At 64.4% G+C, this 23798-nt stretch carries 26 protein-coding genes and 1 tRNA gene; 9 read left to right on the top strand and 18 right to left on the bottom strand.

From position 1 onward, the window contains the following. The first annotated feature begins 293 nt into the window (after nt 1-293). Together ACPFL9_RS15090 and ACPFL9_RS15095 are read left to right on the top strand one after the other, a co-directional pair. Entirely contained in the window at nt 294-1493 is a 1200-nt protein-coding gene (locus ACPFL9_RS15090; RefSeq protein WP_426003653.1) for an acetyl-CoA C-acetyltransferase, read from the top strand. Between the two features lie 14 nt (nt 1494-1507). Next, nucleotides 1508-1990 carry an aminoacyl-tRNA deacylase gene (locus tag ACPFL9_RS15095; protein WP_426003654.1) on the top strand — a complete coding sequence of 161 codons (483 nt, stop codon included), beginning with the start codon at nt 1508-1510 and terminating at the stop codon, nt 1988-1990. Between the two features lie 117 nt (nt 1991-2107). Here the strand turns inward: ACPFL9_RS15095 and rplL are convergent, their stop codons facing one another. The 9 genes from rplL to ACPFL9_RS15140 all read right to left on the bottom strand — a co-directional run bounded on the left by rplL (nt 2108) and on the right by ACPFL9_RS15140 (nt 8639). Then, on the bottom strand, nt 2108-2488 hold the full coding sequence (gene rplL / locus ACPFL9_RS15100; protein ID WP_426003655.1) for a 50S ribosomal protein L7/L12: 381 nt from the start codon (nt 2486-2488) through the stop codon (nt 2108-2110). 76 nt (nt 2489-2564) lie between these two features. Beyond that, on the bottom strand, nt 2565-3164 hold the full coding sequence (rplJ, locus tag ACPFL9_RS15105; RefSeq protein ID WP_426003656.1) for a 50S ribosomal protein L10: 600 nt from the start codon (nt 3162-3164) through the stop codon (nt 2565-2567). Nucleotides 3165-3472: 308 nt separating this feature from the next. After that, nucleotides 3473-4645, bottom strand: a complete 1173-nt coding sequence (locus ACPFL9_RS15110; protein ID WP_426003657.1) for a GNAT family N-acetyltransferase — start codon at nt 4643-4645, stop codon at nt 3473-3475. Further along, nucleotides 4624-5736, bottom strand: a complete 1113-nt coding sequence (locus ACPFL9_RS15115) for a GNAT family N-acetyltransferase (RefSeq protein WP_426003658.1) — start codon at nt 5734-5736, stop codon at nt 4624-4626. Before ACPFL9_RS15115 ends, ACPFL9_RS15110 begins: the two co-directional genes overlap by 22 nt. Nucleotides 5737-5848: 112 nt before the next feature. Then, on the bottom strand, nt 5849-6556 hold the full coding sequence (gene rplA, locus ACPFL9_RS15120; RefSeq protein ID WP_347108088.1) for a 50S ribosomal protein L1: 708 nt from the start codon (nt 6554-6556) through the stop codon (nt 5849-5851). Nucleotides 6557-6686: 130 nt separating this feature from the next. Beyond that, nucleotides 6687-7118, bottom strand: a complete 432-nt coding sequence (gene rplK / locus ACPFL9_RS15125) for a 50S ribosomal protein L11 (protein ID WP_144659403.1) — start codon at nt 7116-7118, stop codon at nt 6687-6689. 129 nt (nt 7119-7247) lie between these two features. Then, entirely contained in the window at nt 7248-8087 is an 840-nt protein-coding gene (nusG, locus tag ACPFL9_RS15130) for a transcription termination/antitermination protein NusG (RefSeq protein WP_426003659.1), read from the bottom strand. A 114-nt stretch (nt 8088-8201) separates the two neighbouring features. Beyond that, on the bottom strand, nt 8202-8486 hold the full coding sequence (gene secE, locus ACPFL9_RS15135) for a preprotein translocase subunit SecE (protein ID WP_426003661.1): 285 nt from the start codon (nt 8484-8486) through the stop codon (nt 8202-8204). Between the two features lie 80 nt (nt 8487-8566). Continuing rightward, nucleotides 8567-8639: transfer RNA gene (locus ACPFL9_RS15140), tRNA-Trp, on the bottom strand. 255 nt (nt 8640-8894) lie between these two features. Between ACPFL9_RS15140 and ACPFL9_RS15145 the strand changes: the two genes are divergently transcribed. Then, entirely contained in the window at nt 8895-10124 is a 1230-nt protein-coding gene (locus ACPFL9_RS15145) for a pyridoxal phosphate-dependent aminotransferase (RefSeq protein WP_426003662.1), read from the top strand. A 118-nt stretch (nt 10125-10242) separates the two neighbouring features. On the opposite strand, the gene ACPFL9_RS15150 is transcribed toward ACPFL9_RS15145, so the two are convergent. Together ACPFL9_RS15150 and ACPFL9_RS15155 are read right to left on the bottom strand one after the other, a co-directional pair. Then, entirely contained in the window at nt 10243-10917 is a 675-nt protein-coding gene (locus ACPFL9_RS15150; protein WP_426003663.1) for a LuxR C-terminal-related transcriptional regulator, read from the bottom strand. Next, a complete protein-coding gene (locus ACPFL9_RS15155; protein ID WP_426003664.1) occupies nt 10917-12365 on the bottom strand; it encodes a PspC domain-containing protein in 1449 nt (482 codons plus the stop codon). The genes ACPFL9_RS15150 and ACPFL9_RS15155 overlap by 1 nt, the downstream gene beginning before the upstream one ends. 125 nt (nt 12366-12490) lie before the next feature. Between ACPFL9_RS15155 and ACPFL9_RS15160 the strand changes: the two genes are divergently transcribed. The 5 genes from ACPFL9_RS15160 to ACPFL9_RS15180 all read left to right on the top strand — a co-directional run bounded on the left by ACPFL9_RS15160 (nt 12491) and on the right by ACPFL9_RS15180 (nt 16729). Then, nucleotides 12491-14068, top strand: a complete 1578-nt coding sequence (locus ACPFL9_RS15160; protein ID WP_426003666.1) for a PspC domain-containing protein — start codon at nt 12491-12493, stop codon at nt 14066-14068. 1 nt (nt 14069) lies between these two features. Then, nucleotides 14070-14444, top strand: a complete 375-nt coding sequence (locus tag ACPFL9_RS15165; RefSeq protein WP_426003668.1) for a hypothetical protein — start codon at nt 14070-14072, stop codon at nt 14442-14444. A gap of 31 nt (nt 14445-14475) precedes the next feature. Then, nucleotides 14476-14724 carry a PspC domain-containing protein gene (locus tag ACPFL9_RS15170; protein ID WP_426003670.1) on the top strand — a complete coding sequence of 83 codons (249 nt, stop codon included), beginning with the start codon at nt 14476-14478 and terminating at the stop codon, nt 14722-14724. Between the two features lie 212 nt (nt 14725-14936). Beyond that, nucleotides 14937-15962: a 6-phosphofructokinase gene (locus tag ACPFL9_RS15175; protein ID WP_426003671.1), complete on the top strand. Its 1026-nt coding sequence runs from the start codon at nt 14937-14939 to the stop codon at nt 15960-15962. A 17-nt stretch (nt 15963-15979) separates the two neighbouring features. Continuing rightward, nucleotides 15980-16729 (top strand): GNAT family N-acetyltransferase, encoded by a 750-nt coding sequence (locus ACPFL9_RS15180; RefSeq protein ID WP_426003672.1) that lies wholly within the window; start codon nt 15980-15982, stop codon nt 16727-16729. Nucleotides 16730-16733: 4 nt separating this feature from the next. On the opposite strand, the gene ACPFL9_RS15185 is transcribed toward ACPFL9_RS15180, so the two are convergent. The 7 genes from ACPFL9_RS15185 to ACPFL9_RS15215 all read right to left on the bottom strand — a co-directional run bounded on the left by ACPFL9_RS15185 (nt 16734) and on the right by ACPFL9_RS15215 (nt 22805). Further along, nucleotides 16734-18242, bottom strand: coding sequence for a DHA2 family efflux MFS transporter permease subunit (locus ACPFL9_RS15185; RefSeq protein WP_426003674.1), 1509 nt, complete (start codon nt 18240-18242; stop codon nt 16734-16736). Continuing rightward, nucleotides 18226-18849, bottom strand: a complete 624-nt coding sequence (locus ACPFL9_RS15190) for a PadR family transcriptional regulator (RefSeq protein WP_426003676.1) — start codon at nt 18847-18849, stop codon at nt 18226-18228. Before ACPFL9_RS15190 ends, ACPFL9_RS15185 begins: the two co-directional genes overlap by 17 nt. A gap of 119 nt (nt 18850-18968) precedes the next feature. Beyond that, complete coding sequence (locus tag ACPFL9_RS15195) at nt 18969-19379, bottom strand: ankyrin repeat domain-containing protein (protein ID WP_426003677.1); 411 nt, start codon at nt 19377-19379, stop codon at nt 18969-18971. Further along, nucleotides 19376-20461 (bottom strand): YgfZ/GcvT domain-containing protein, encoded by a 1086-nt coding sequence (locus ACPFL9_RS15200; protein ID WP_426003678.1) that lies wholly within the window; start codon nt 20459-20461, stop codon nt 19376-19378. Before ACPFL9_RS15200 ends, ACPFL9_RS15195 begins: the two co-directional genes overlap by 4 nt. A 52-nt stretch (nt 20462-20513) precedes the next feature. Beyond that, nucleotides 20514-21236, bottom strand: coding sequence for a flavodoxin family protein (locus ACPFL9_RS15205; protein WP_426003679.1), 723 nt, complete (start codon nt 21234-21236; stop codon nt 20514-20516). Nucleotides 21237-21305: 69 nt separating this feature from the next. After that, on the bottom strand, nt 21306-21905 hold the full coding sequence (locus ACPFL9_RS15210) for an FABP family protein (RefSeq protein WP_426003680.1): 600 nt from the start codon (nt 21903-21905) through the stop codon (nt 21306-21308). A gap of 165 nt (nt 21906-22070) precedes the next feature. Then, nucleotides 22071-22805 carry a permease gene (locus ACPFL9_RS15215; RefSeq protein ID WP_426003681.1) on the bottom strand — a complete coding sequence of 245 codons (735 nt, stop codon included), beginning with the start codon at nt 22803-22805 and terminating at the stop codon, nt 22071-22073. Nucleotides 22806-23068: 263 nt separating this feature from the next. On the opposite strand from ACPFL9_RS15215, the gene ACPFL9_RS15220 reads away from it, so the two are divergent. Beyond that, the gene (locus ACPFL9_RS15220; RefSeq protein ID WP_021472377.1) at nt 23069-23767 is read left to right on the top strand and encodes a winged helix-turn-helix transcriptional regulator; all 699 of its coding nucleotides are present in this window, start codon (nt 23069-23071) and stop codon (nt 23765-23767) included. The last annotated feature ends 31 nt before the right edge of the window (nt 23768-23798 follow it).

Below are 23798 nucleotides of genomic sequence, written 5' to 3' on the forward strand. Positions count from 1 at the left end.
CGGACCCAGCCAGTCCATGACGACTGCACGTTATCCACGGCACGTCAATGGCGCAGCTGAGATTTAAAGCCCACCGCTATATGAAGGCTGAAGGTTAACAGGGAAGACGCAAATATCTACGATACGGCAAAGCAGCCTTCCTGTCTACCCCAGATCGTCTGTGAATGCAAGCACCGTTGCCGCAGGCATCCAAGCGAAGGAATGCAGCGCCCCCGACTTTGGTTGGAAAGGACAGGGTGGAGCGCGCCCCGCGATAGCCTTGGCTACACCACCACCGGACCGGAAGAGGGACCATGACCTACTCTGTTGACGACAATGACGTTGTCATCCTTGCTGCATCCCGCACCCCGCAGGGACGCCTCAACGGGCAATTGGCGGCCTTCACCGCCGTCGAGCTTGGCGCCCATGCCATCAGCGCCGCACTGGCGGCCAGCGGCGTCAAAGCCGAGCAGGTCGATGCGGTGATCATGGGCCAGGTCCTGCAGGCGGGCGCAGGGCAGAACCCGGCCCGGCAGAGCGCTATCGCGGCCGGCGTCGGATGGAACATCCCGGCCGTGACCATCAACAAAGTCTGCCTGTCGGGACTCACTGCGGTCATCGACGGCGCACGCATGATCCGCAGCGGCGACGCTACGGTAGTGGTGGCCGGCGGCCAGGAATCCATGACGCGTGCTCCACACCTGCTGCCCGGTTCCCGGCAAGGCTGGACGTATGGCGCCATCCAGGCCTTGGACGTGGCCGCCCACGACGGCTTGACCGACGCTTTTGATGGCCAGTCCATGGGCTTGTCCACCGAAAGCAAGAACGTAACGCTCGGCATCGACCGCAGGGCCCAGGACGAAGTGGCAGCGGCATCCCACCAACGCGCCGCTGCCGCCATGGGGAATGGAACGTTCGACGCCGAAATCGCTCCCCTGAGCGTCAAGCAGCGCAAGGGTGATCCCGTGGTGGTCACGACGGACGAGGGTGTCCGCCCGAACACCACGATCGAAACCCTGGCCCCGCTCAAGGCGGCGTTTGCCACGGACGGCACCATTACGGCCGGCAACTCCTCTCCCCTGTCCGACGGCGCCTCCGCACTCGTCCTGACGAGCCGCCGGTTCGCCCGGGACAACGGTCTGGAGTACCTGGCAGTGGTGGGAAAGCCCGGCCAGGTGGCCGGACCTGACAACTCCCTGCATTCACAGCCCTCCAATGCAATCACCCAGGCCTTGAAGAAGGCCGGATGGACCGCCGAGGACCTGGACTTCATCGAGATCAACGAGGCATTCGGATCGGTAGCCGTCCAGTCCCTCAAGGACCTCGGTTATCCGCTGGAAAAGTGCAACATCCACGGCGGCGCCATTGCCTTGGGCCATCCCATCGGTGCTTCCGGGGCCCGCCTCGCACTGCACGCCGCCCATGAACTCAAGCGCCGGGGAACAGGCAAGGCTGCTGTTTCCCTGTGCGGCGGAGGCGGCCAGGGTGAAGCCCTCCTGCTCTACCGCGACTGACAGGATTCACTGACATGGACAACAGCGAAATGAACGGCGCCCAGCGGTTCCTTGAGGATGCCGCCGCCCGCGGACTGGACGTGGACGTCGTCGAACGTCCCGCTGCGCGCAGCCTTGAAGAGGCGGCCGGCATCCTGGGCATCGAGCCCGGGGACATCGTGAAGTCGCTGGTGGTCAAGCACCGGGACGGGAGCTTCCTCTTCGCCCTCATTCCCGGGGACCGGCAGATCTCCTGGCCCAAGCTGCGGGCACTGGTGGGCGTCAACAAACTGTCCCTCCCCCACGCCGACGTCGCCCTTGCAGCGACCGGCTATGAGCGCGGCACCATCACGCCCCTGGGCAGCACCACCGCCTGGCCTGTGTACGCAGACGCCAGCATCACCGGACGGCGCATCTCCATGGGAGCAGGTGCGCACGGCCGCAGCGCCTTCGTGGACGCAGACGCCCTCACCTCCGCCCTGAACGCCACCGTGGCAGACATCAGCGAACCCAACTAGGTCGCATTTGTGCGCGTTTTCAGCGGTCAAAACGTGCAGAAATGCGACCCAGTTGGGTGCTTAAACAGCAGGAAGCCCCGCCCGGCGAACCGGACGGGGCTTCCCCAGCAAAACGAGTTACTTGATGGTAACCGTTGCGCCAGCTTCTTCGAGCTGAGCCTTTGCCTTCTCTGCGGCTTCCTTGTTGGCGCCTTCGAGAACAGCCTTCGGTGCACCGTCAACCAGGTCCTTGGCTTCCTTGAGGCCGAGGGAGGTGATGGCGCGGACTTCCTTGATCACTGCGATCTTCTTGTCGCCAGCGGCTTCGAGGATGACGTCGAATTCGGTCTTCTCTTCAGCAGCTTCAGCACCGGCGCCACCGGCGGCCGGGCCGGCAACTGCAACAGCAGCAGCCGTAACTTCGAAGGTCTCTTCGAAGAGCTTGACGAACTCGGAGAGCTCGATGATGGTCAGTTCCTTGAAAGCTTCAATGAGCTCTTCGTTGCTGAGCTTCGCCATGGTGGCGTCCTTCCATTAGGTGGTGCGGATCCGGACGGACCGTTCCTCGCACCGGAGTTTTGATTGGGGGGAGAACTTAGTTCTCTTCGGTTGCAGCGTCGGCAGCGGCCGGTGCTTCTTCAGCAGCCGGAGCTTCCTCGGTTGCAGCCTCTTCTGCCGGTGCTTCTTCAGCGGCCGGTGCAGGTGCGCCGCCCTCTTCTTCAAGCTTGAGGCGCAGGGCATCAATGATGCGTGCAGCAGCGGATGCAGGAGCCTTGAGGACACCGGCAACACGTGCAAGCTGGAACTCGCGGGACTCGAGGGCAGCCAGTGCGGCCACACCCTCGGAGTCAAGTGCCTTGCCTTCGAACAGACCGGTCTTGATGACCAGCTGCTTGTTGGCCTTGGCAAAGTCCGTCAGGCTCTTGGCAGCAGCAACGGCGTCGCCCTTGATGAAGGCGATCGCAGTGGGGCCGGAGAGCTGACCGTCGAATGCATCGACACCAGCTTCCTTGGCTGCGATGGCGCTCAGGGTGTTCTTGACGACCGAGAACTTGGTGTCCTGGCCGAGAGCAACACGGAGTTCCTTGAGCTGCGCAACAGAGAGCCCACGGTATTCGGTCAGGACAGCCGCGGTCGATTCCTTGAAATCGTTGGTGATCTCAGCAACTGCGGAGACCTTGCTAGGCGTTGTCATAACCCTCCTTCCGGGGAATAAAGCCGGTCTTCCGGGTCCCCGCTCATGAGAGCTAAAACTAAAAACGCCCCGCGCAGATGCACGGGGCTTGGCTCAACACAGCTTGGCTGTGGAGACTCAACTCGTTCACCTGCGTTGGCCGCCCTATGTCAGGGTCCTTCGTCAAGGAATTCACCTGGTTCTCACGGGCGTGGCTGCAGAGTTGAGCTGCGCTCGAAAGGGTGGATTCCCATCAACCGACGGTCTTTGGTACTTCAAGGTTACGGGAGAGTCCTGGACATCACCAAATCGGCGCCGTTGCAGCACCCCTAATCCGACGATGTCGCCCCGGCCGACCGCTGCGGAAGTTCCTTCTGCCAGAGCCCGGTGACGCCCGCCGTCGTAAATCCCAGCTGCTTGTTGACGGTCAAAAGGTACCGGTTTTCGGGGGCATTCCAGGTGTAGATGACCCTGGCATCCGGGAACTGCTCGCTCAGGCGTTCCATGTTGGCAACCTTGATGAGCAGGCCCAGTTTGTTGCCGCGGTGTTCCTGCAGGACCAGGGTGTCGTCCTGGAACACGACGTCCTGGCGATGGGCCAGCACGCTGATGGTGGTCAGGCCCACCAGCCGCCCGCTGGCTACGTGCTCGACGGCGGTCACCACCGTCCGCCGCCCCTGCGCCAAAGCGGCGTCTTCAGTCTCGCGAAGAACCACGGCGTCGAAGACCATGTCAGCGGGTTCAACGCCGGCCGGTTCCTCGTCGTCGTCCTGGCCGTGGACCACCTCACCCGCGGCATTCTCCAGTTCCGCTACGGCCTCCAGCCATGGTTCAGGGCAGCGGTCCGTCCAATGGTGCAGGGCGTACCGGCCCCCGTTCGCTTCCCCGGCTTCGGCCTGGAGGTCGGCGACGAGCTTGGAGTCCAGGGGCAGGATGCACGAACTGAACTGCTCAATATGCTGCAGGGTGTAGCCGGCCCGCTGGGCGAAGTCCACTTCCCTGCTGCTGACCGGCAGGAACCCTGGGCCACTGCCTGGAATCAACTGGTCCTCGGGAATCTCTGTCAGGGACGTGGCGGGATGGTTGGTGTCCACCAGGACCATGGTGCGCCCCTCGGCGCGGGCCAGTTGCTCGGCGGCGTCAAGGAGTTGCCTGCCCACGCCCTGGCGCTGGTACTCCGGCAGGATGTCCAGCGTGAATTCAGCCAGGTCCAAGTTGTCCGCCAAAGGCAAGGCAATATCCACGGTGCCCACGATCGCACCGTCGATCTTGGCCACCAGGATGATCTGCCGCTCGTACGGATCGGAGAATTCCAGCAGCTTTTCCAAGGGCGTGTACGCGAGGTCGTCACTCCCCCACGTCTCCATCCTGACCCGGCGCCCGACTTCCACGGCGTCCAAAAAATCGCGGGCCTTCGGACTCTCCAGGTTGTCAGGTACCCACAGCTGTTCGATGTGAACAGTCTTCCCCTCGTCTACTGTCATCCCAGCCGTTTCTGCCATTCGCCTTCAAAACCGGAAGGCTTGAATCCAAGGGCGATATTTATGGCCAGCATATGCTGGTTCTCGCTCGCGTTCCATGTCATGACGGACATGGCTTCAGGCCACAGCAACCCCGCGCGGCGGAGGTTGGCCACCTTCAGGAGCATGCCGAGGCTGTGCCCGCGGTGCGCCGGATCCACCAAGGTGTCCTCCTGGTTGATCACGCCGGGCAGGCCGTCCCGGTGTGTCAGGACCGTATACCCGGCCAGCCTGCCACTGGCCTCATGCCGGGCAGCGGCCACAATCTGCTTGATCCCGCCCGCTTCCCAGGTGGCCTCCTCCTGCCTCACCCGGGCGGCGTCCCAAACCTCGCCCTCCCAGCCCAGGCCGGCGATCGGAACCTCGGTGCTCATCAGGCTTTTGAGCCGCGCGAAACCATCCACGAACTCCGCGGGACAGCTTTGCTCCCATCCCACCACGCTGTAGCCCGCCGACTTAGCCACGGCAGCGGCCTCGAGCCCGTCAAGGACGTCCGCAGGCACGGGCATGTGCAAGGAACTGCTGGTCTCCACCTGTTCCAGCGAATAGCCGTGATGGACTGCGAACTGGGTGGACGCAGCGTAGCGCGGGACGCCGCCGGTGCCCGATTTCGCGTCCAACAGCGGCGCGCCCGCCAATACGGGACCTATGGGCTCTCCGCAGAAACCGTCGAACGAGACCCGGTTGCGGTCCCGCGCCGTCCGCTCCAGCGTCTCCAGGATGGCCGTCCCAATCCCACGGCGCCGGTAGGCGGCGTCGACCTGCACGTCCAGGCCCGCCGTCGTCGTATTCTCGCTGAGCGGAAGGGTCAGCGAACCGCTGCCCACCACTGTGTGGCCGAGCCTGGCCAGGAATACCTGCCGTTCCTCGTACTCGTTGCCCTGCCAAAACACCACGGCCTCCGGGAACGTTGCACAACGCTCGGTATCTCCCCAGAGCGCCAACTGGTTCGCAACGTCCAGGTCATGGAAAGCACGGAAGTCGGAGTGCTGCGACTCCTGCGGACTTTGGGGGACAGCGATCCGTTCCACGGTCAGCCCCTTGGATACGGGAAAGTTCGACGCCGGTTCCACGCCTCACAGCCTAAGGCGCACCCTTGCGGCGGGACAAGGAACCCGTCCGGGGCAGCAAAAAGGACCGCCCGGCATGGCCGGACGGTCCTTTCAGAGCCAATGCCCGCGAAGCTTACGCCTCGGTGAGAACCTTGGTGACGTTCGGGTCAACGGTGATGCCCGGGCCGAACGTGGTGGCAACGGTGGCCTTCTGGATGTAGCGGCCCTTGGAAGCGGACGGCTTGAGGCGAAGAACCTCTTCCAGAGCTGCTGCGTAGTTCTCAGCCAGCTTGACGGCGTCGAAGGAAACCTTGCCGATGATGAAGTGCAGGTTCGAGTGCTTGTCGACGCGGAAGTCGATCTTGCCGCCCTTGATGTCGTTGACAGCCTTGGTGACATCCGGGGTAACCGTACCGGTCTTCGGGTTCGGCATGAGGTTACGCGGGCCGAGGACCTTACCGAGGCGGCCAACCTTGCCCATGAGGTCAGGGGTGGCAACGGCGGCGTCGAAGTCGGTCCAGCCGCCGGCGATCTTTTCGATCAGGTCGTCGGAACCAACGAAGTCGGCGCCGGCTGCGATTGCTGCTTCAGCCTTGTCACCGGTTGCGAAAACCAGGACGCGGGCGGTCTTGCCCGTGCCGTGGGGGAGGTTGACCGTGCCACGGACCATCTGGTCAGCCTTGCGGGGGTCAACGCCGAGGCGGAAAGCGACCTCAACCGTTGCGTCGAACTTGGACGGGTTGATTTCCTTTGCCAGGCTGATGGCCTCGAACGGGGCGTAGACCTTGTCTGCCTCGATCTTGGCTACGGCTGCCTCATATGCTTTGCTGCGCTTTGCCATGCTGCTTGTTTCTCCTTGTGCAGTTGTGGTCTGCGGACCGCGCTGGGCCCTGCCACAGTCGTGGATCCGGCAAGGATCCTGCGACATTTCAATGTTTCAGTTGCCGGTTGCCCGGCGGGTGAAAGCTGTATTAGCCCTCTACGGTGATGCCCATGGAGCGGGCGGTGCCGGCGATGATCTTGGCAGCTGCCGCGACATCGTTGGCGTTGAGGTCTTCCATCTTGGTGGTGGCGATTTCCTCAACCTGTGCCTGGGTCAGCTTGGCAACCTTGACGGTGTGCGGGGTAGCCGAACCCTTGGCAACGCCTGCGGCCTTCTTGATGAGCTCTGCAGCCGGCGGGGTCTTGGTGATGAAGGTGAAGGAGCGGTCTTCGTAGACCGTGATTTCCACCGGGATAACGTTTCCGCGCTGGGATTCCGTTGCAGCGTTGTACGCCTTGCAGAATTCCATGATGTTGACACCGTGCTGGCCAAGCGCAGGACCGATCGGCGGGGCCGGGTTGGCGGCACCTGCCTGGATCTGCAGCTTGATGAGGCCGGTGACCTTCTTCTTGGGAGCCAATGTAGGGTCCTTCTCTCAATAGCTTCCTGGAACACCGGAGCGCGTCCCAGGTTGGTGGCCGCCATGGCAAGGCGGCCGGCCGCTTCCGGACCGCTAAGCAGGCGGCCGGGAGCGAAATCTTGGAATCAACTAGATCTTGGTGACCTGGTTGAAAGCGAGCGTAACCGGAGTTTCGCGCTCGAAGATCGAGACCAGGACAACCAGGGTCTGGGACTCCGGCTTGATCTCGGAGATGGTGGCAGGAAGGGTCTCGAACGGGCCTTCCTTGACGATGACGGACTCGCCGACTTCGAAGTCCACGGCCACGGGAGCCTGGGCCTGCTTGTTGACGGGCTTGCCCTTCTCCGTCTGCTCTTCTTCGAAGGCCGGGGCGAGCATGGAGAAGACTTCATCCAGGCGCAGCGGCACGGGATTGTGGGCGTTGCCCACGAAGCCGGTGACACCCGGGGTGTGGCGGACCGCGCCCCAGGAAGCGTCGGTCAGGTCCATGCGGACCAGCACGTAACCGGGGATGCGCACGCGGTTGATGACCTTGCGCTGCGCGTTCTTGATCTCGACGACCTCTTCCATGGGCACCTGGATTTCGAAGATGTAATCTTCCATGTCCAGGGTCTGGATGCGGGTCTCGAGGTTTGCCTTGACACGGTTTTCGTAGCCGGCGTAGGAGTGGATGACGTACCAGTCACCTTCCTGGCGGCGCAGCTTTGCCTTGAATTCCTCGGCAGGGTCAACCGGAGCCGCGGCGGCGGCAGCAGCCAAGGCGTCGGTTTCGTCGTCGCCTGACGCGTCATCAGAGCCGGACTCATCATCAGACTCGGCGTCTACGTCGGACTCGAAGTCATCCTCGGCGTCGACGTCGGCAGATTCGGGCGCAGCAGAATCGAACCCGGACTCCTCCGCAGCCTCAGCTGCAGAGTCCTTGGCTTCTTCCAGCTCAGCCTCGTTTACCTCGAGCTCCTGCTCAGACACTTGGTCTCCTGCTTCCTCATTGCCTAACATGCCTATTTAAATGGCTCAATTCCGCAAACCCCGCAAAATCCCTCAGATTCCAAGGATTTCCGCGCAGTCTGCGGACAGCTCCGCTTAGTTGTCCGTAACGCCCGTACCACCGAAGATCGCGTTGACCGCCGAGCCGAAAGCGAGGTCCAGCAACGTGACGATGAGCATCATGATGGCTACGAACACCAGGACCACCAGCGTGTAGTTGATCAGTTCCTTGCGCGTGGGAGCGACGACCTTCTTCAGTTCGCCGATGACCTGGCGGACAAAAAGGGCGATACGGGCAAAGAAGCCGGCATCGGCTTTCCTGGCGGGACGACGGCCCTTGGAGCTGCTGGCAGCTGTTTCCGTCACCTGGTCCTCACTCACCTTGCAAAGTCGTGTGCCCGGCCCTGATCAGAGCCATGGTTGCTGCGCTGGTCCCGGTGTTTCCACCGGAACAGCTTGCGCAGGGCAGACAGGACTCGAACCTGCAACCTGCGGTTTTGGAGACCGCTGCGCTACCAATTGCGCCACTACCCTATGGATCGAATCCATGTTTCAGGCCGCACTCAGCCTGCGGTGCTTTTCAACACCGGTGAACCAGTCTACGCAAGAATCCTGCGATAGTCGAACCGGCCCGATTCCGGACCTTCCGGCCGCTCCCGGAAACATGTGAGCAGCAACATCAGTCACAATATCCAGCGGGCGCCCGGGAGCTCCGCAGAACAGCATAAGGTAGTTTACGTCGAATCCCATCATCCAGCCCACGAGCTGCCTGCGAAGAACGGTATTTAGATGTCTGCCGGAACACCTGCCGCCCGCATTTCACAACGAATTTCCGCAATTGCCGAATCCGCCACCCTTGCCGTTGACGCCAAGGCCAAGGCACTGAAGGCCGCGGGGCGCCCCGTGATTGGTTTCGGTGCCGGCGAGCCCGACTTCCCGACCCCCGACTACATTGTCAAGGCGGCCATCGAGGCAGCCGGCCAGCCCAAGTATCACCGCTACTCCCCCGCCGGCGGCCTCCCTGAGCTGAAGAAAGCCATCGCGGAAAAGACCCTGCGGGACTCCGGCTACAAGGTCGATCCGTCGCAGGTACTGGTGACCAACGGCGGCAAGCAGGCCGTCTACAACACCTTTGCCACGCTGGTCGATCCAGGCGATGAGGTCATCATCCCCACGCCGTTCTGGACCACCTACCCTGAGGCCATCCGCTTGGCCGGCGGCGTTCCCGTAGAGGTCTTCGCCGGGCCGGAGCAGGGCTACCTGGTGACCGTGGAGCAGCTTGAGGCTGCAGTGACGGACAAGACCAAGATCCTGCTGTTCGTCTCGCCGTCCAACCCAACGGGCGCTGTCTACAGCCCGGAACAGGTTGCCGAGATCGGCAAGTGGGCCGCGTCCAAGGGCCTGTGGGTGGTCACGGACGAAATCTACGAGCACCTCACCTACGACGGTGTCGAGTTCACCTCGATCGCCACGGCCGCGCCGGAACTCGGCGACAAGGTGGTCATCCTCAACGGTGTCGCCAAGACCTACGCCATGACCGGCTGGCGCGTGGGCTGGATGATCGGCCCGGCCGACGTCATCAAGGCCGCCACCAACCTCCAGTCGCACGCCACCTCCAACGTCTCCAACATCATGCAGGTGGCCGCTGCCGCCGCCCTCACGGGCCCGCTGACCGCCGTCGACGAGATGAAGGTGGCTTTCGACCGCCGCAGGAAGGCGATTGTCGCCGGACTTAACGCCATTGAGGGCGTGGAATGCCCGACGCCGACCGGCGCCTTCTACGTGTACGCGGACGTCCGCGGACTGCTGGGGAAGGAATTCGAGACCGCCAACGGCCCGGTTCGACCGTCGACGTCGGCGGAACTGGCCGCCCTCATCCTCGACGAGGTTGAGGTGGCCGTTGTTCCCGGCGAGGCGTTCGGCCCCTCCGGCTACGTCCGCCTTTCCTACGCGTTGGGCGATGACGACCTCGCCGAAGGCGTCCGCCGCATCCAGGAGTTCCTCGGCAAGGCCAAGTAGCCCGTCGCCAGAGAAACGCTCTTTCACCGCTTGGTGAGAGAGCGTTTCTGTTTTAAGGGCTATCGGTGAGAGAGGGACGCCGGAGAGGGGGCTATCGGTGAGAGAGCGTCGGAAGGGGTTAGAGGAGGCGGCGTTCGGCGGCCCACTTGGTGAGTTCGTGGCGGCTGGAGAGCTGGAGCTTGCGGAGGACCGCGGACACATGGGTTTCCACGGTCTTGATGGAAATAAAGAGTTCCTTGGCCACTTCCTTGTAGCTGTAGCCGCGGGCGATGAGCCGCATGACTTCGAGTTCCCGGGCGGAGAGCTTGTCCAGCTCGTCGTCCGCGATGTCGGCCGGCGCCGTCCCGAAGGCGTCCAGCACGAATCCCGCGAGCCGTGGCGAGAACACGGCGTCGCCGTCGGCAACACGGATGACCGCGTCGGAGATTTCGGCGCCGGAAATGGTCTTGGTCACATACCCCCGGGCGCCGGCACGGATCACGGCCACTACGTCCTCGGCGGCATCCGAGACGCTCAGGGCCAGGAAGCTGGTGGTACCCAGCAGCGCGGCGGAACCTCCGATGACTTCGCGGCCTCCTCCACCGAGGCCCCCGGGCAGGTGGACATCCAGGAGGACAACTTCCGGTCGGGTTTGGGCGATGACCGCAATGGCCTGTTCCACTGTCCCGGCCTCCCCCACTACGTCCATCCTCGCGTCGAGGTCGGCTTTGAGCCCGGAGCGGAAGATCGTGTGGTCATCCACGATCACCACCCGGACGCGTCGTGACGTGGTGGGGGCGGTGGTGTTGTTCATTACCTGGTTTCTCCGTTCCGGACTTCGGCGGGTTCGGCATCGCTTGCCGGCAGTGCCAGCCGGACTTCCGTGCCGTCGCTGCTGCTGTTGATCACCGCGGTTCCGCCGTGGCGTTTCATGCGGCCGATAATGGATTCCTTGACCCCCAAGCGGTCATCGGGGACAGCCTCCGGATCGAATCCCGGCCCCCGGTCCTTGATGAAGACGTCCGTTCCCGCCGCTGTGCTTTCCACATATACGGAGACGGTTCCGCCGGCATGCCGGGCCGCGTTCAGCATGGCCTCCCTGGCCGCCTGCACCAGGGCTTCGTGCCGTTCCGTCATGGCGGCCTCCCCGACTGACACCACCTCCACGGCATGCCCGTGGTCGTCCTCCACCTCAGCGGCCACCGCCTTGATACGGTCCCCCAACAGGCCGGATTCCTTGGCGTTGTCGCTGAAGAGCCAGGACCGCAGCTCGCGTTCCTGTGCCCTGGCCAGGCGGACAACGTCCTGCTCCGAACCGGCACGGCGCTGGATCAACGCCAACGTCTGCAGCACGGAGTCGTGAAGATGCGCAGCGATCTCCGCCCGTTCCGTTTCCCTGATCCTGCCTGCGCGTTCCGTTTCGAGGTCTTTCCAGAACTTCAGGCCCCACGGCAGCAGGACCAGTGCGACACCGCCGAGCACGGCCACGGAAGCCAGCAGCGCCAGCCACGTCTGTTCCCAGGAACCCGATCCGGACACCATGACCAGCACTCCCGCCACGACGAGTGCCAGGCCGGCTGCCAGCCGTACCCAACCCCCGGCCTGGTCCGCTTTGGTTTTGTCCACGAGGCCCGCCCTGCGGGTCTCGTCCAGCTGCATCCACGCAATGGCTGCCCCACCCAGGATCGCCGCCGCGGGAATCAGCGTGCCCAGCGGAACATCGGCCCCCAGTTGGCGGGCGATCAAAATGGCGGCGACGAGCAACAACCCCGCGCCGAGCAGGATTTCCTTGCCGTACTGGATCTTCCGGAAGCTGAACCATGCAGCACCCGGTCCCGTCCCGCCGGTTGAAGGCTGGTCGGAGCCGTTCATGCCGGTTACCCCCGCAGCTCCTGGAGCGCCGCCGGACTGGAAGGGCCCCGGCCCCACGACGGCACCAACCGCCGGTGCGCGGGTACCCGCAGGTGAGGGTCCGGCGTCGGGAGCTGTTGTTCCCGCCGCAGCCGGGAAGCTCACTGCGGGAGCAATGGGCGACGCCGGACGCCGGGCTTTGCGCCGCGCGTCTTCATCCGCGGTGGGAACCATGGTCCACAGCCACGCGTAGAAGGCCACACCTGCGCCACCGGCAAGGCACGCAAGGACCATGGCCACCCGCACGTTTTTGACAGGCAGGTTCAGGTGGGCCGCCAGTCCGCTGCAGACGCCGGCAATCATGCGGTCGCTGCTGCGGACCAGCGGCGGGCGCAGCAGAGCGGTAGTCATGTACCAATCCAAGCACGGATCAGGGGTGCCCGGAGCGGGTTCGGGTCTTCTTGGGGGTTCGCTCAGGGGTCGTTCAGGGTATCCCCCAGTAGAGCGCAGGTGCGCACCAGCGGCAGGATCGAGGTATGAACGCGAACAGCATGAATCCCGAGGACTCCGGGGCGGCCGGCCAGGCCGGTCCCTCAGCCAGCAGCGCCTCCGCCGGCAGTGCTTCCACCGGCCCCTCCGCCGGCAGTGCTTCCACCGGCCCCTCGGCCGGAACGTCCGGCACTTCTTCCGCCGGTGCCACCGGCGAAACCGGCAGCAGCTCGTGGCAGCAGGCCGGTCCGGCCACCCAGCAGAACTTCTACGACTGGATCCGCAGCCAAGGAGTCCGCCGGGGACCGGACCGGTGGATAGGCGGTGTCGCCAGTGGCGTGGCACATCGCTTCGGCATTGATCCGCTGATAGTCCGGGGCATCTTCATTGTCCTGGCCCTGTTTGCAGGCGTCGGCGTCCTCCTCTACGGCATCGCCTGGGCCTTGCTCCCGGAACCCGATGGCCGTATCCACGTGCAGGAAGCCGCCGCGGGCCGGTGGTCGGGCGGCATGACGGGAGCACTGATCACCTCGATCATCGGGCTTCCGAGCCTGGGCCGCGGTTTCTGGGGCTGGGGCTGGGACGGCCTGCCCGGTCTGTTCTGGACCCTCTTCTGGGTCGGTGGCATCAGCTACCTCATCTACTACCTTGTTCAGCGCAACAAAACCCGGAAGGGTGTCCCACCCATGAACCAACAGCACTATGCGGCTCCCGCGGGAGGCCCTGCCGTCTACGGCGACCCCATGGCAGCGAACACCACCGCTTCCGGCACCAACGCGGGCGTCCCGGTGTACGGCGACACCTCCGGTCGCGGCGCAACAGGCGCATCCGGTTCCTACGGCGCATCCGGTTCCTACGGCCCCGGCTCGTACGGTCCCGGCGCGTCCGGGCCAGGTCCCTACGGCCCTTCCGGACCCCGCCCACCGCAGGGTCCCACCCCACCCATGGGTCCGACACCCCCGTATGGCCAGGCCAAAGCTCCCGGGGCAAAGCGCAAGGGCCCCGGTCCGGCAACGGTGGCAGTGACCGCCGGTGCGGCCCTGCTGGCCGGCGGAACCGTGAAGCTGCTTGATGCAGGAAACGTGATCGACCTCGGCAACTCGACCAATGCAGTGGTCTGGGCGACAGGCGCTGCAGTCCTCGGCGTGGGCATCCTGATCGCCGGCCTGCGTGGACGGACCTCGGGGTTCCTCGGTTTCCTGGCCATCGTGGCCCTGGTCATCGGCGGCATCTTCAACGTAGTGCCCCGCAACGGTGACCGCTTCACTTTCGACGACGTGAACTGGACGCCGGTGAGCATCGAACAGGCCCGCCAGGGCATCGACGTAACAGGTGCGCAGGGTCGTGTGGACCTCACCGACATCAACATCACTCCGCCGCTGACCACGGAAGTAGTCATTCCCGTGGACGCCACCGCCAGCAACGTCACGGTGGTCATTCCTGACAACGTGCCGGTGGAGGTCCGTGCGGACATGACGTTCGGCAACCTCAATGAACGCGGCTCGGACCGCGGCGGCCGCCTCCATGATGAACGGACCATGTACAACGCGGACAAGCCAGGTGCCAACCTCGTGGTGGATATCGATGGAACGTTCAGCAACGTGACCATCCAGGAAGGAAACTGACATGAGCACCACCGACCCCAAGGAAACCAACCCCACGGAGTCCATCCCGGCAGGCGCCAGCCCGACCGAACCGTTGTCCAAGCCCCGGCTCCAGCAGATTCCCCTGACGCCCCATCTGGAGCGCAGCGTAGCGGAAGCAGCACCCAGCCAGGCCGACCCGGACGACGAACCCCGGCAGGCCCGGATCGGCACGGTGGTGTGGGGCTTGATCGTGGTCGCCCTTGCGGCACTTTTGGTCATCTCGACGCTCGGCTGGGTGGTCCTGGACGGAACGTATGTCCTGATCGGCCTCATGATCGGCGCCGGGGCCGCCCTGGTGGTGGGCGGCCTGCTGGCCGCCGGCCGAAGTTCCAGGAAAACCCCGCGCACCAAGTGACAAAGCAACCTCAACAAGGAAGTGTGTAGCCATGGACAAGTTCTTCAACATCGTCAGGGGCCTCGGCCTGAAGCGTGGACCGCAACGTTGGCTGGGCGGCGTATGCGGCGGCATTGCCGCGAAGCTCAAGGTTGATGTCGCCTATGTCCGGGTAGCTTTCCTGCTCTTCTGCCTCCTGCCGGGACCCGCCGTCGTGTTCTACATCCTGGCCTGGCTGATCCTGCCGGACCAAGGCAACAGGATCCCCTTGGAATCGTTCATCCGGCAGCGCTCCCGCTAGGACGCAACGCACAGAACCTGCCCCTGGCAAGGTCGAGGACAACGCTCCGCAGCACTGCGGAGCGTTGTCCTTTGTTTTTCGGCGACGTTTCCACTACCGCACCCGTGGACCACCGGTAACTATTTGTGTCCCACCCCACATCCACGTCTACAATCGTTGGGAGCTCAGCGTGGCGCTCTGCACGTATTCCTCCAAGCCATGAGTGAGCAAACATGAAAATTGGCATTCTTACCAGCGGCGGCGACTGCCCCGGCCTCAACGCTGTCATCCGCGGAGCAGTCCTCAAAGGCATCGCCATCCACGGCCAGAATTTCGTGGGCTTCCGCGATGGCTGGCGGGGTGTGGTTGAAGGTGATGTGATCGACATCCCCCGCACCATGGTTCGAGGCATCGCGAAGCAGGGCGGCACCATCCTGGGCACCTCCCGGACCAACCCCTTTGAAAACGGCGGAGGACCGGAGGCCATCAAGGCACACATGGACCGGCTGGGCATTGATGCCATCATCGCGATCGGCGGCGAAGGCACCCTGGCCGCTGCCAAGCGCCTCACCGACGCCGGCCTGAAGATCGTCGGAGTTCCCAAGACCGTGGACAACGACCTTGATGCGACGGACTACACCTTCGGCTTCGATACCGCGGTGGAAATTGCCACCGAAGCCATCGACCGGCTCCGGACCACCGGCGAATCACACCACCGCTGCATGATTGCCGAGGTCATGGGCCGCCACGTCGGCTGGATCGCCCTCCACTCCGGCATGGCCTCGGGCGCCCACGCCATCCTGATTCCGGAACAGAAGGTCAGCATCGAGCAGATCGCCGAATGGGTCCAGGAAGCCCATGACCGTGGCCGTGCTCCCTTGGTGGTAGTGGCCGAAGGCTTCGTGCCGGAGCACATGGAGTCGCCCCATTCCGAACGCGGGCTGGATACGTTCGGACGTCCGCGCCTGGGCGGCATCGCAGACCAGCTCGCTCCTGAAATCGAAGCCCGAACGGGTATCGAAACCCGTGCCACCATCCTCGGACACATCCAACGCGGCGGCGTGCCTACCGCCTACGACCGCGTCCTGGCCACGCGGCTCGGCATGGCTGCCATCGACTCCGTGGTGGACGGCCGCTGGGGCACCATGGTGGCCCTGAAGGGTACCGACATCTCTCACGTCGGATTCGAGGAGGCCCTGGGCAAGCTCAAGACAGTGCCGCAGCACCGGTACGACGAAGCGGCGGTGTTGTTCGGCTAGTCGGCTAGGCTGAATCCATGACTCTCGAGCCCACGTCCGCTGCCATCGTCCAGCTGGCGTGGGCTCGTCATCTAGGGCTCGACGACGACGCTTTCGCCACCGCTGCTGCGCGGATCGCCGCCTCCGCGGCGGATCCGGGCGACCCCGTCCACAGGATCACCCACGCCGACGAATCGGCGCGGGCCGTGGTCTTCCTCCGGCTCTTTGGGGTCTCTGTGTTGGTTGGCCCGCAGTGGGCCCTGGATGCTGCGGCCGGCCTTCCGGACACGGAACTGGCCCAGCATGTCACCCTGCTGACCCTCACCCGCTCCCACGGTGGGCACGGGCTGGGGTCCTCAGCACTGTTCTTCGCCGATGACCTGCCGCTGAAACAGCCCGCCGAAGACCTCACGGTCTCGCGCGGCAACCCTGAGGTCATCGGGCTCGAATCCCTCTGCCCGCCGGACGACGTCAATGAAGTGGGATTGCAGCACCTGGACCACCGGTTCACCATCATGCATCCGGAGGAACAGCAGGCCACGCCCGTCGCGTGCGGCGCCTACGCCGAGTGGGAAAACCTGCTGGCCACCATGGGGGTCCTGGTGGCACCACCCTGGCGCCGGCGTGGCCTTGGCACCCTCGCTGCATCCATCGCCGCCCATGAAGCCCTGGCCACAGGTTTGACCCTGCAGTGGAAAGCGGATGTCAGCAACAGCAGCGCGCTCGCGATGGCCCGCAGCCTTGGCTTTGCCACGGGCGGGCTGCACGCAAGCGTACTGCTGGGTTGAATCCTTAGCTGCTGACTTCGGCGTCCTCCGGCGCCGGCTTCGAGCTCCAGCCCTCCACGGACTTCGGCTTGGCAAAGAACAACGCCACGGCTGCGCCCAGCAGGATCGTGCAGGCGGGCAGGAAGATTGACTGGGCCATCGCCGTCGAGAACCCTGCGTGCAGCGCCTCCGGCAAGGAACCGGTCATGGACGCTTCCCCCACGGGCCCGCTGCCGGCTGCTGCCGGCAGTTCAGCTGCGAGACGGGCCTGGATCAGGGCGGCGATGGCTGCCGATCCCAGCACCGCTCCAATCTGGCGGGTGGTGTTGAACACCCCGGAACCGGCGCCTGCCTGGCGCGGAGCCAGGTTGCGCGTGGTCGCGTTGGACACGGGCCCCCAGATGAAGGCATTGGCAACGCCTTGCAGGGCGCTGGGCAGGAGGAACATCCAGATCGGGGTGTCGGGCTGGAGCAACGTTGCGGTCCAGAGGAGGGCCGCGGCAAGGCAGACCAGGCCGAAGGAGGCGAACCATCGCGGGTTGGCCCGGTCGATCAGCTTCCCCACGAACGGAGCCAGCCCGCCGGAGATGACGGCCATGGGGATCATCAGCAGGGCCGACTGGGTAGGTGTCAGCCCACGCACCACCTGGTAGTAGAAGATCGTGGGCAAAGGGAAGGCCGTGACGGTGAGACCCACGGTCATGATGGTGGTGTTGCCCAGGGAGAAATTGCGGTCCTTGAAGAGTCCCAGCGGGAGCAGTGGTTCCCCGCCGCGGCGCTCCAGCAGCCACTGCCAGGCGACGAAGCCCACCAGGACCACCAGTCCGGCGATGATCAGGCCCCACACCGTAACGGGCCCGGTGACCGTCCCCCACTGATAGGTCTGGCCCTCCTGGATGCCGAACACCAGGAGGAACATCCCGACGGCGGAAAGCACCACGCCCGGCACGTCGAACCTGTGGTTGTGGGTTTCGAGCCTGGGAACGAACCTGCTCACCATGATGAAGGCGACGATTCCGATGGGAACGTTGACGAAGAAGATCCATTCCCAGCCCAGGCCGTCCACCAGCACGCCGCCGAGGATCGGGCCCACGAGGACTGCCATGCCCGCCGTGGCACCCCAAAGCCCCATGGCGGCCCCGCGGCGGTCCGGCGGGAAGATCCGGGTGATGACGGCCATGGTCTGCGGGGTCATCATGGCTGCTCCCAGGCCCTGCACAGCCCTGGCCGCGATCAGCATGCCCACGTCACCGGAGAGTCCGCACCACAGGGACGCCAGCGTGAAGACCACCAGGCCGATCAGGTAAAGGTTCTTGGGGCCGAAACGGTCACCCAGCCTGCCGGTGATGAGCAGCGGCACGGCGTAGGCCAGCAGGTAGGCGCTGGTCACCCAGATGACGGCGTTGATGTCCGTGTCCAGTCCCTCCATGATCCGGGGATTTGCCACCGACACGATGGTGGTGTCGATCAGGATCATGAAGAACCCGATGACAAGCGACCACAGTGCGGGCCACGGCTTAGCTACTTTTTCCAACGGGTTCCTTTGGCTCAAGTGATGGTTTGGGAGGCAGCGGATCGCCCCAGGGCAGCTCTCCGCTGCGCAAGTCCGCCAGGAGGCCGCGGATCCACGCGATCTCGGTCCGGCGTAGTGCTTGTTGATAGCCCAGGTCCAGCCAGTATTTGCGCTCCACGCCTTTGGCTGTGGCCTCGGATTCCGCGTGCACCAGGAAATCCAGGTCCGCCTGCAGTGCGGCCAGTCGCTCTTCGAGCAATCCGGCCACCATCCCTGCCGGCAGGTGGTGGGCTTCGGCGATGGCATGGGGAAACACCGGGTACTCGTTGGCGGGCGTGGACAGCATCGCCTTCAGCCGGGCGTCGAGGGCCTCATGGCCGGCGGCCGTGATCCGGTACGTGGTCCGTTCCGGTCGGTTGCCTTCACGTCCGGTGCCCACTGCTTCCACCAGTGCCTGCTCCTCCAGCCGCCCCACCGCGTGGTAGAGCGTGCCGGGCCGGACCTTGACCAAGCGGTCCTCATGCCGGGCCATCAGCAGTTGGTACATCTCATAGGGGTGCATTGGCCCTTCTGCAAGGAGGGCCAATGACGCCACACCCAGGGGTGTGAGGTCAGTTGATGGGGCCATGTCACGAACGTCCTCGGATACGAATATTCCACAACAACTATTCCACGTGGAATATCAGGGGACAAGAAAAGCCCGGCTGTTGTGACCATCTCCACAACAACCGGGCTTCAGCGGTCCGCCTATCCCAGCAGGGCCAGGATCTCGGAACGGGCAAACATGGCCGCAGCATCGCGCGCGGTGGGCGTACCGGCGTCGGGGTCCGCTCCGGCGTCCAGCAGCACCCGCGCAACTGACGTGTATCCCTTGAAGACCGCCCCGGCAAGGGGCGTCTGCCCGCGGTCGTTGGCCGCGTTGACGTCGGCACCGTGGTGCACCATCAGCTGCACCGTTTCCTCGTGCCCGTGGTAGGCAGCCAACATCAGGAGGGAGTCCCCGGACGCGTTGGTCAGCGTGGCCGGGGCGCCGGCGTTGAGGTAGCTCCGCAACAGCTCCGTATTGCCCTCCCGGGCGGCATCGAAGAGAGCGTGGGCAAGGGCCAGGGTCTCGTCGTCGGCTTCATTGCCTGCGGCGGGGCCTGTGGAGTGGTTCATCGATGTGGTCCCTTCAGGAATCCGGTCTGGCGTCCGACCACCTGGCCGGCGTCGGGGGCAACAATCACTTCCTGGGCCGCGACATAAGGTTCTTCGCCGTCCATCACCGTGAGGGTCTCCCCTGCCGGAACGGAACGCTTGATGACCGCGAGGGCCACCGGCCCCATCTCGAAGTGCTGCGCCACAGATGTCAGGGTACCTACCTTGCGTTCACCGGCAAATACGACACTTCCGACCGCCGGGAGCGTGTGCTGCGAACCGTCCAGCTGGAGGAACACCAGCCGCCGGGGCGGATGACCGAGGTTGTGGACGCGGGCAATGGTTTCCTGGCCCTTGTAGCATCCCTTGTTCAGGTGCACGGACGTGCGGATGAGGTCGAGCTCGTGGGGAATGGTCTTGTCATCCGTTTCGGCTCCGAGCCGCGGACGCCAGGCGGCGATGCGCAGGGCGTCGGCAGCCATGGCTCCGGCCAGGGGCAGACCTTCAACGGAGCTTTCCAACTCCGCAGCCGGAAGGAGGTACTCGAACCAAGGGCGCTCCCGGCCGGGGTGGTCCTCCTCGGGGACCGAACTGTAGGAATAGCCTCCCGGACCCACGTGCGGCCAGGGATCCTCCCACACCAGGCGACCGGCGAACTGTTCCACGGGCTTGGTTGCGCCCACGACCGCCCATTGGCCCGATGCATCCTCGATCTCCACGCGGAGCATGAACTTCATCTTGTTCAGCCATTCGGCCAAGGGTGCCGCCTCGGCTGCTTCCACGATCAACCAGGTGGTGGCGCCGTCGTCGATCACACGGGCATCGAACTCGATCCGGCCCTGGACACTGAGCAGCAGCAGTTCGCTGGCCACGTTGGGCTGCAGGTTGGTGACCTGTTGGGAGGACAGGGTGTTGAGCCAGCTGAGCCTGTCCGGGCCGCTGACCGTCACCACGCCGCGGTGGGACAAATCCACGACGGCGGTCCCGCCCGCCAGGGCGCGCTGCTCACGCAACGGCTCCCCGTAGTGGGCTGCGACGCCGGCATCCAGGCCGGTGTCCTCAACTGCGCCAGGGCGCGACAACAGAGGGCTCTTGTGGGTCATATGTAGTAGAAGTCCTTGAGGCTGCGGGGTATTCCCTGCGGATGGGCAGGGTTCAGCGGTATTCGGGGTTTTCAAAGTCGAAGCGGGTGCCGGCTTTCCATTCCTCCGGCAGGTTGCCATAAGCCGGAATGCCATCGGCTTCCTTCAGGAGCCGGGCCATGTGGAGCAGGTTCCACGTCATGAACGTGGTGTTCCTGTTGGTGAAGTCGCTCTCCGGCCCGCCCGATCCTTCATCCAGATAGCTGGGTCCGGGACCCACGGGGCCGATCCAGCCGGCGTCGGCTTGGGGCGGGATGGTGAACCCGATGTGCTGGAGGCTGTACAGCACATTCATGGAACAGTGCTTGATGCCGTCCTCATTGCCGGTGATCAAGCAGCCGCCCACCTTCGGATAAAACGCCCACTGGCCCTTGCTGTTCAATTCACCGGAATGGGCATACAGGCGCTCGATGAGCTTCTTGGTCTGCGAGGAGTTGTCACCCAGCCAGATGGGCCCCGCCACCACTACGATGTCGGCCTCGGCAACCGTGGGGTAGATCGCGGGCCACTCGTCCTTCTGCCACCCGTGCTCCCGCATGTCCGGATAGACGCCGCTGGCGATGTCATGGTCCACCGTACGGATCAGGGTGGTGCTGACCCCTTGCTTTTCCATGATGTCCCGGCTGATCCGGATCAGGCCGTCCGTGTTGCTCAGCTGCGGCGAGGGCTTCAGGGTGCCGTTGAAGAACACGGCTTTGAGGCCTTCGTATCCACCGGGTTTGAGACTCTGGTTCACGTGCTGCTCCCTTGCTGTTTTCAGGTGGAACTTCAGTGAGCCCCCCGTGCCAGCAGGGCCGTGGACGGGTCAGGACACCTTGTGCAGGAATGCCGAAGCGTGGGCTTCCAGTGCCTTGCCGCTGGCGGCGACATCCCACCGCCACAGGAGGTTGCCGTCAACCAGCCCGAAGATCCGGGTGGCTGCGGTGTATTCCTTGGAGTGGCTGCCGCGCATCACCATATCCGTGCTCAAGTGGATCTGCGGGCCCTTGATCTGGCCGTAATAGAGCTCGGTGATACCGCCGGGGTGTGCGATGGACACCGACAGATCGAAGCCGCCGTCCTTATTGCGGCGTTCCTCAACCTCATCTGCCGTCTTGAGCACCGGAACGATGTCCGCGGGCACGAGGCCGGGGCCGCCGTCGCCCTCCTGCTGCCTGCGCTCCAGCGCCCAGAAACCCAACTCGACGCTGAGCGGACGCAACTTTGCGCCGGCGTCGTCGCTGAGCCAGGTTTCGGCACGGTACTGCAGGTAGGGCAGTCCGTTGTGGGTGAAGGAGACGTGCTGGACAAAATGCTCGGAACCCTCGTCACCGGTACCAAGGCGGCCGCGGCCTTCCCACTCACCAATGAGCCAGGAAAGCGGGACGAGCTCGGGAGTCAGGTCCGTGGGGATCTCAATAGGCACAACAACAACCTCTGGTGGACTGCCGGGTCAGAAGCTTACTTCTGGCCCTTGAACAGACGGTAGACGACGAAACCTGCGAACCAGGCCATGGCGATGCTCGCCAGGCCAAGGAGGACAAGGAAGAAGATTTCAAATGCGAGAACAGACATAGAGCCATCCTAACCGTTAGTAGATGAGTAGTTTGTCTATGAAGTACGCGATGGCCCCCACCGCCCAGACGGGAGCAACACCCATTCCGGCGGAGGCCAACGCGTTCAGGCGGCCCCGCCTCAGCGTCGCCATGCGGCGGAAGCAGACCAGGACGGAGCCCACCACGACACCCACCAGGGCTGCCGGCACCACGGCGATGTCGGAAAAAACCAGTCCGGCCAAAGGAGCCATGAGCCCGGCCGCGACCACGCCGATGGGTGCAACGATCCGGTCCGGCCACCGGATGATGCCCACCAGCAATGCGGCGGCGGCACTCAGTCCTGCCACCAGCACCATTTCCTTCACGCCGTTGAACCGGGCTCCGGCAATCCATCCGGCACCAAGGCAGTTCAACAGGACGCCGGCGCAGCAGCCGAGCGTCGATTCAAGGCGTTGGGCCTGGCCCGTGCCACGGACCAACTGGATCACGAAGACGGCCATGACGCCCAGGGCAATACAGGCAGGTGTCCCGTCAAGGAATCCAGGCGCCGTCATGTAAGCGGCAGAGACCGCTGATCCGGCACCGGCCAGGGCAATGACGGAAGCCAGGGTCTTCTTGGCGGGAATGGCGAGGAAATGGGGCCAGCCGATGCCCACGACGGCCGAGGCGGCAATGCCGACGCCAACCATGGCTTCCCGGGAAACGAAGGTGCTGGCCACGATGGCTGCGAGTGCCACGAGTCCGAATACCCCGATGCTCCAAGACTTCACTGCGTGCCGACCTCAATTCGATGCGCCTTACGACCTCTCGTCAATCCTGCCTCATGGCGCACAAATATGTCGCAATTGCCGGTCCTGACCGTCACGAATCCCTGACGGCGCGGGGCCGGGTGGGTATACTCAAACTTCAACGGCGCGCTGTTTTACGCCCTCATCCCGTTACAACGGGCAGGGAGCCGGCACGCAGCCGTGACCGGCCGGTGAGACTCCGGTTTCGACGCCCGATGATGCGCGTACCGCCCATTGGAGGAACTATGTCGCACATCCTGCTCCTGACGAACAGCACCGGCTCTTCGGTGGACATCCTGCCTGCCCTGGAATTGCTCAACCACCGCGTGCACATCCTTCCGGCAGAGCCAACCGCCTTGCTCGAGACCGACCCCACGGACATCGTGTTCCTTGACGCCCGCAAGGATCTGGTGGGTGCCCGTTCCCTCACGCAGCTGCTCAAAGCCACCGGACTCAGCGCACCACTCATGCTGATCCTGACCGAGGGTGGCATGGCTGCCGTTTCCTCGGCCTGGTCGGTTGACGACATCGTGCTCGACTCGGCAGGCCCGGCAGAGGTGGAAGCCCGCATCCGGCTGGCCATGGCCCGGGCTGTACCGGGCGAAGAGGAAACCCAAACGGAGATCCGGGCCGCCGGCGTCGTGATTGACGAAGCCAGCTACACGGCACGCGTGGGCGGCCAGCCGCTCAACCTGACCTTCAAGGAATTCGAGCTCCTCAAGTACCTGGCCCAGCATCCCGGCAGGGTTTTCACCCGCCAGCAATTGCTGACCGAAGTGTGGGGTTACGACTACTACGGCGGCACCCGGACGGTGGACGTCCACATCCGGCGCCTGCGCGCCAAGCTGGGCGTTGACCACGAGAACCTCATCAGCACGGTCCGCAACGTGGGCTACCGGTTGACGCTCGTCCGGCTGCCGGACGACGAACTCTCCGAAGCGTAGGCAGCAAGACAAAGAGGCCAGGATTCCGGTG

Origin of the sequence: Paenarthrobacter sp. NyZ202 (assembly GCF_049860755.1) — a bacterium.
Taxonomy (GTDB): domain Bacteria; phylum Actinomycetota; class Actinomycetes; order Actinomycetales; family Micrococcaceae; genus Arthrobacter.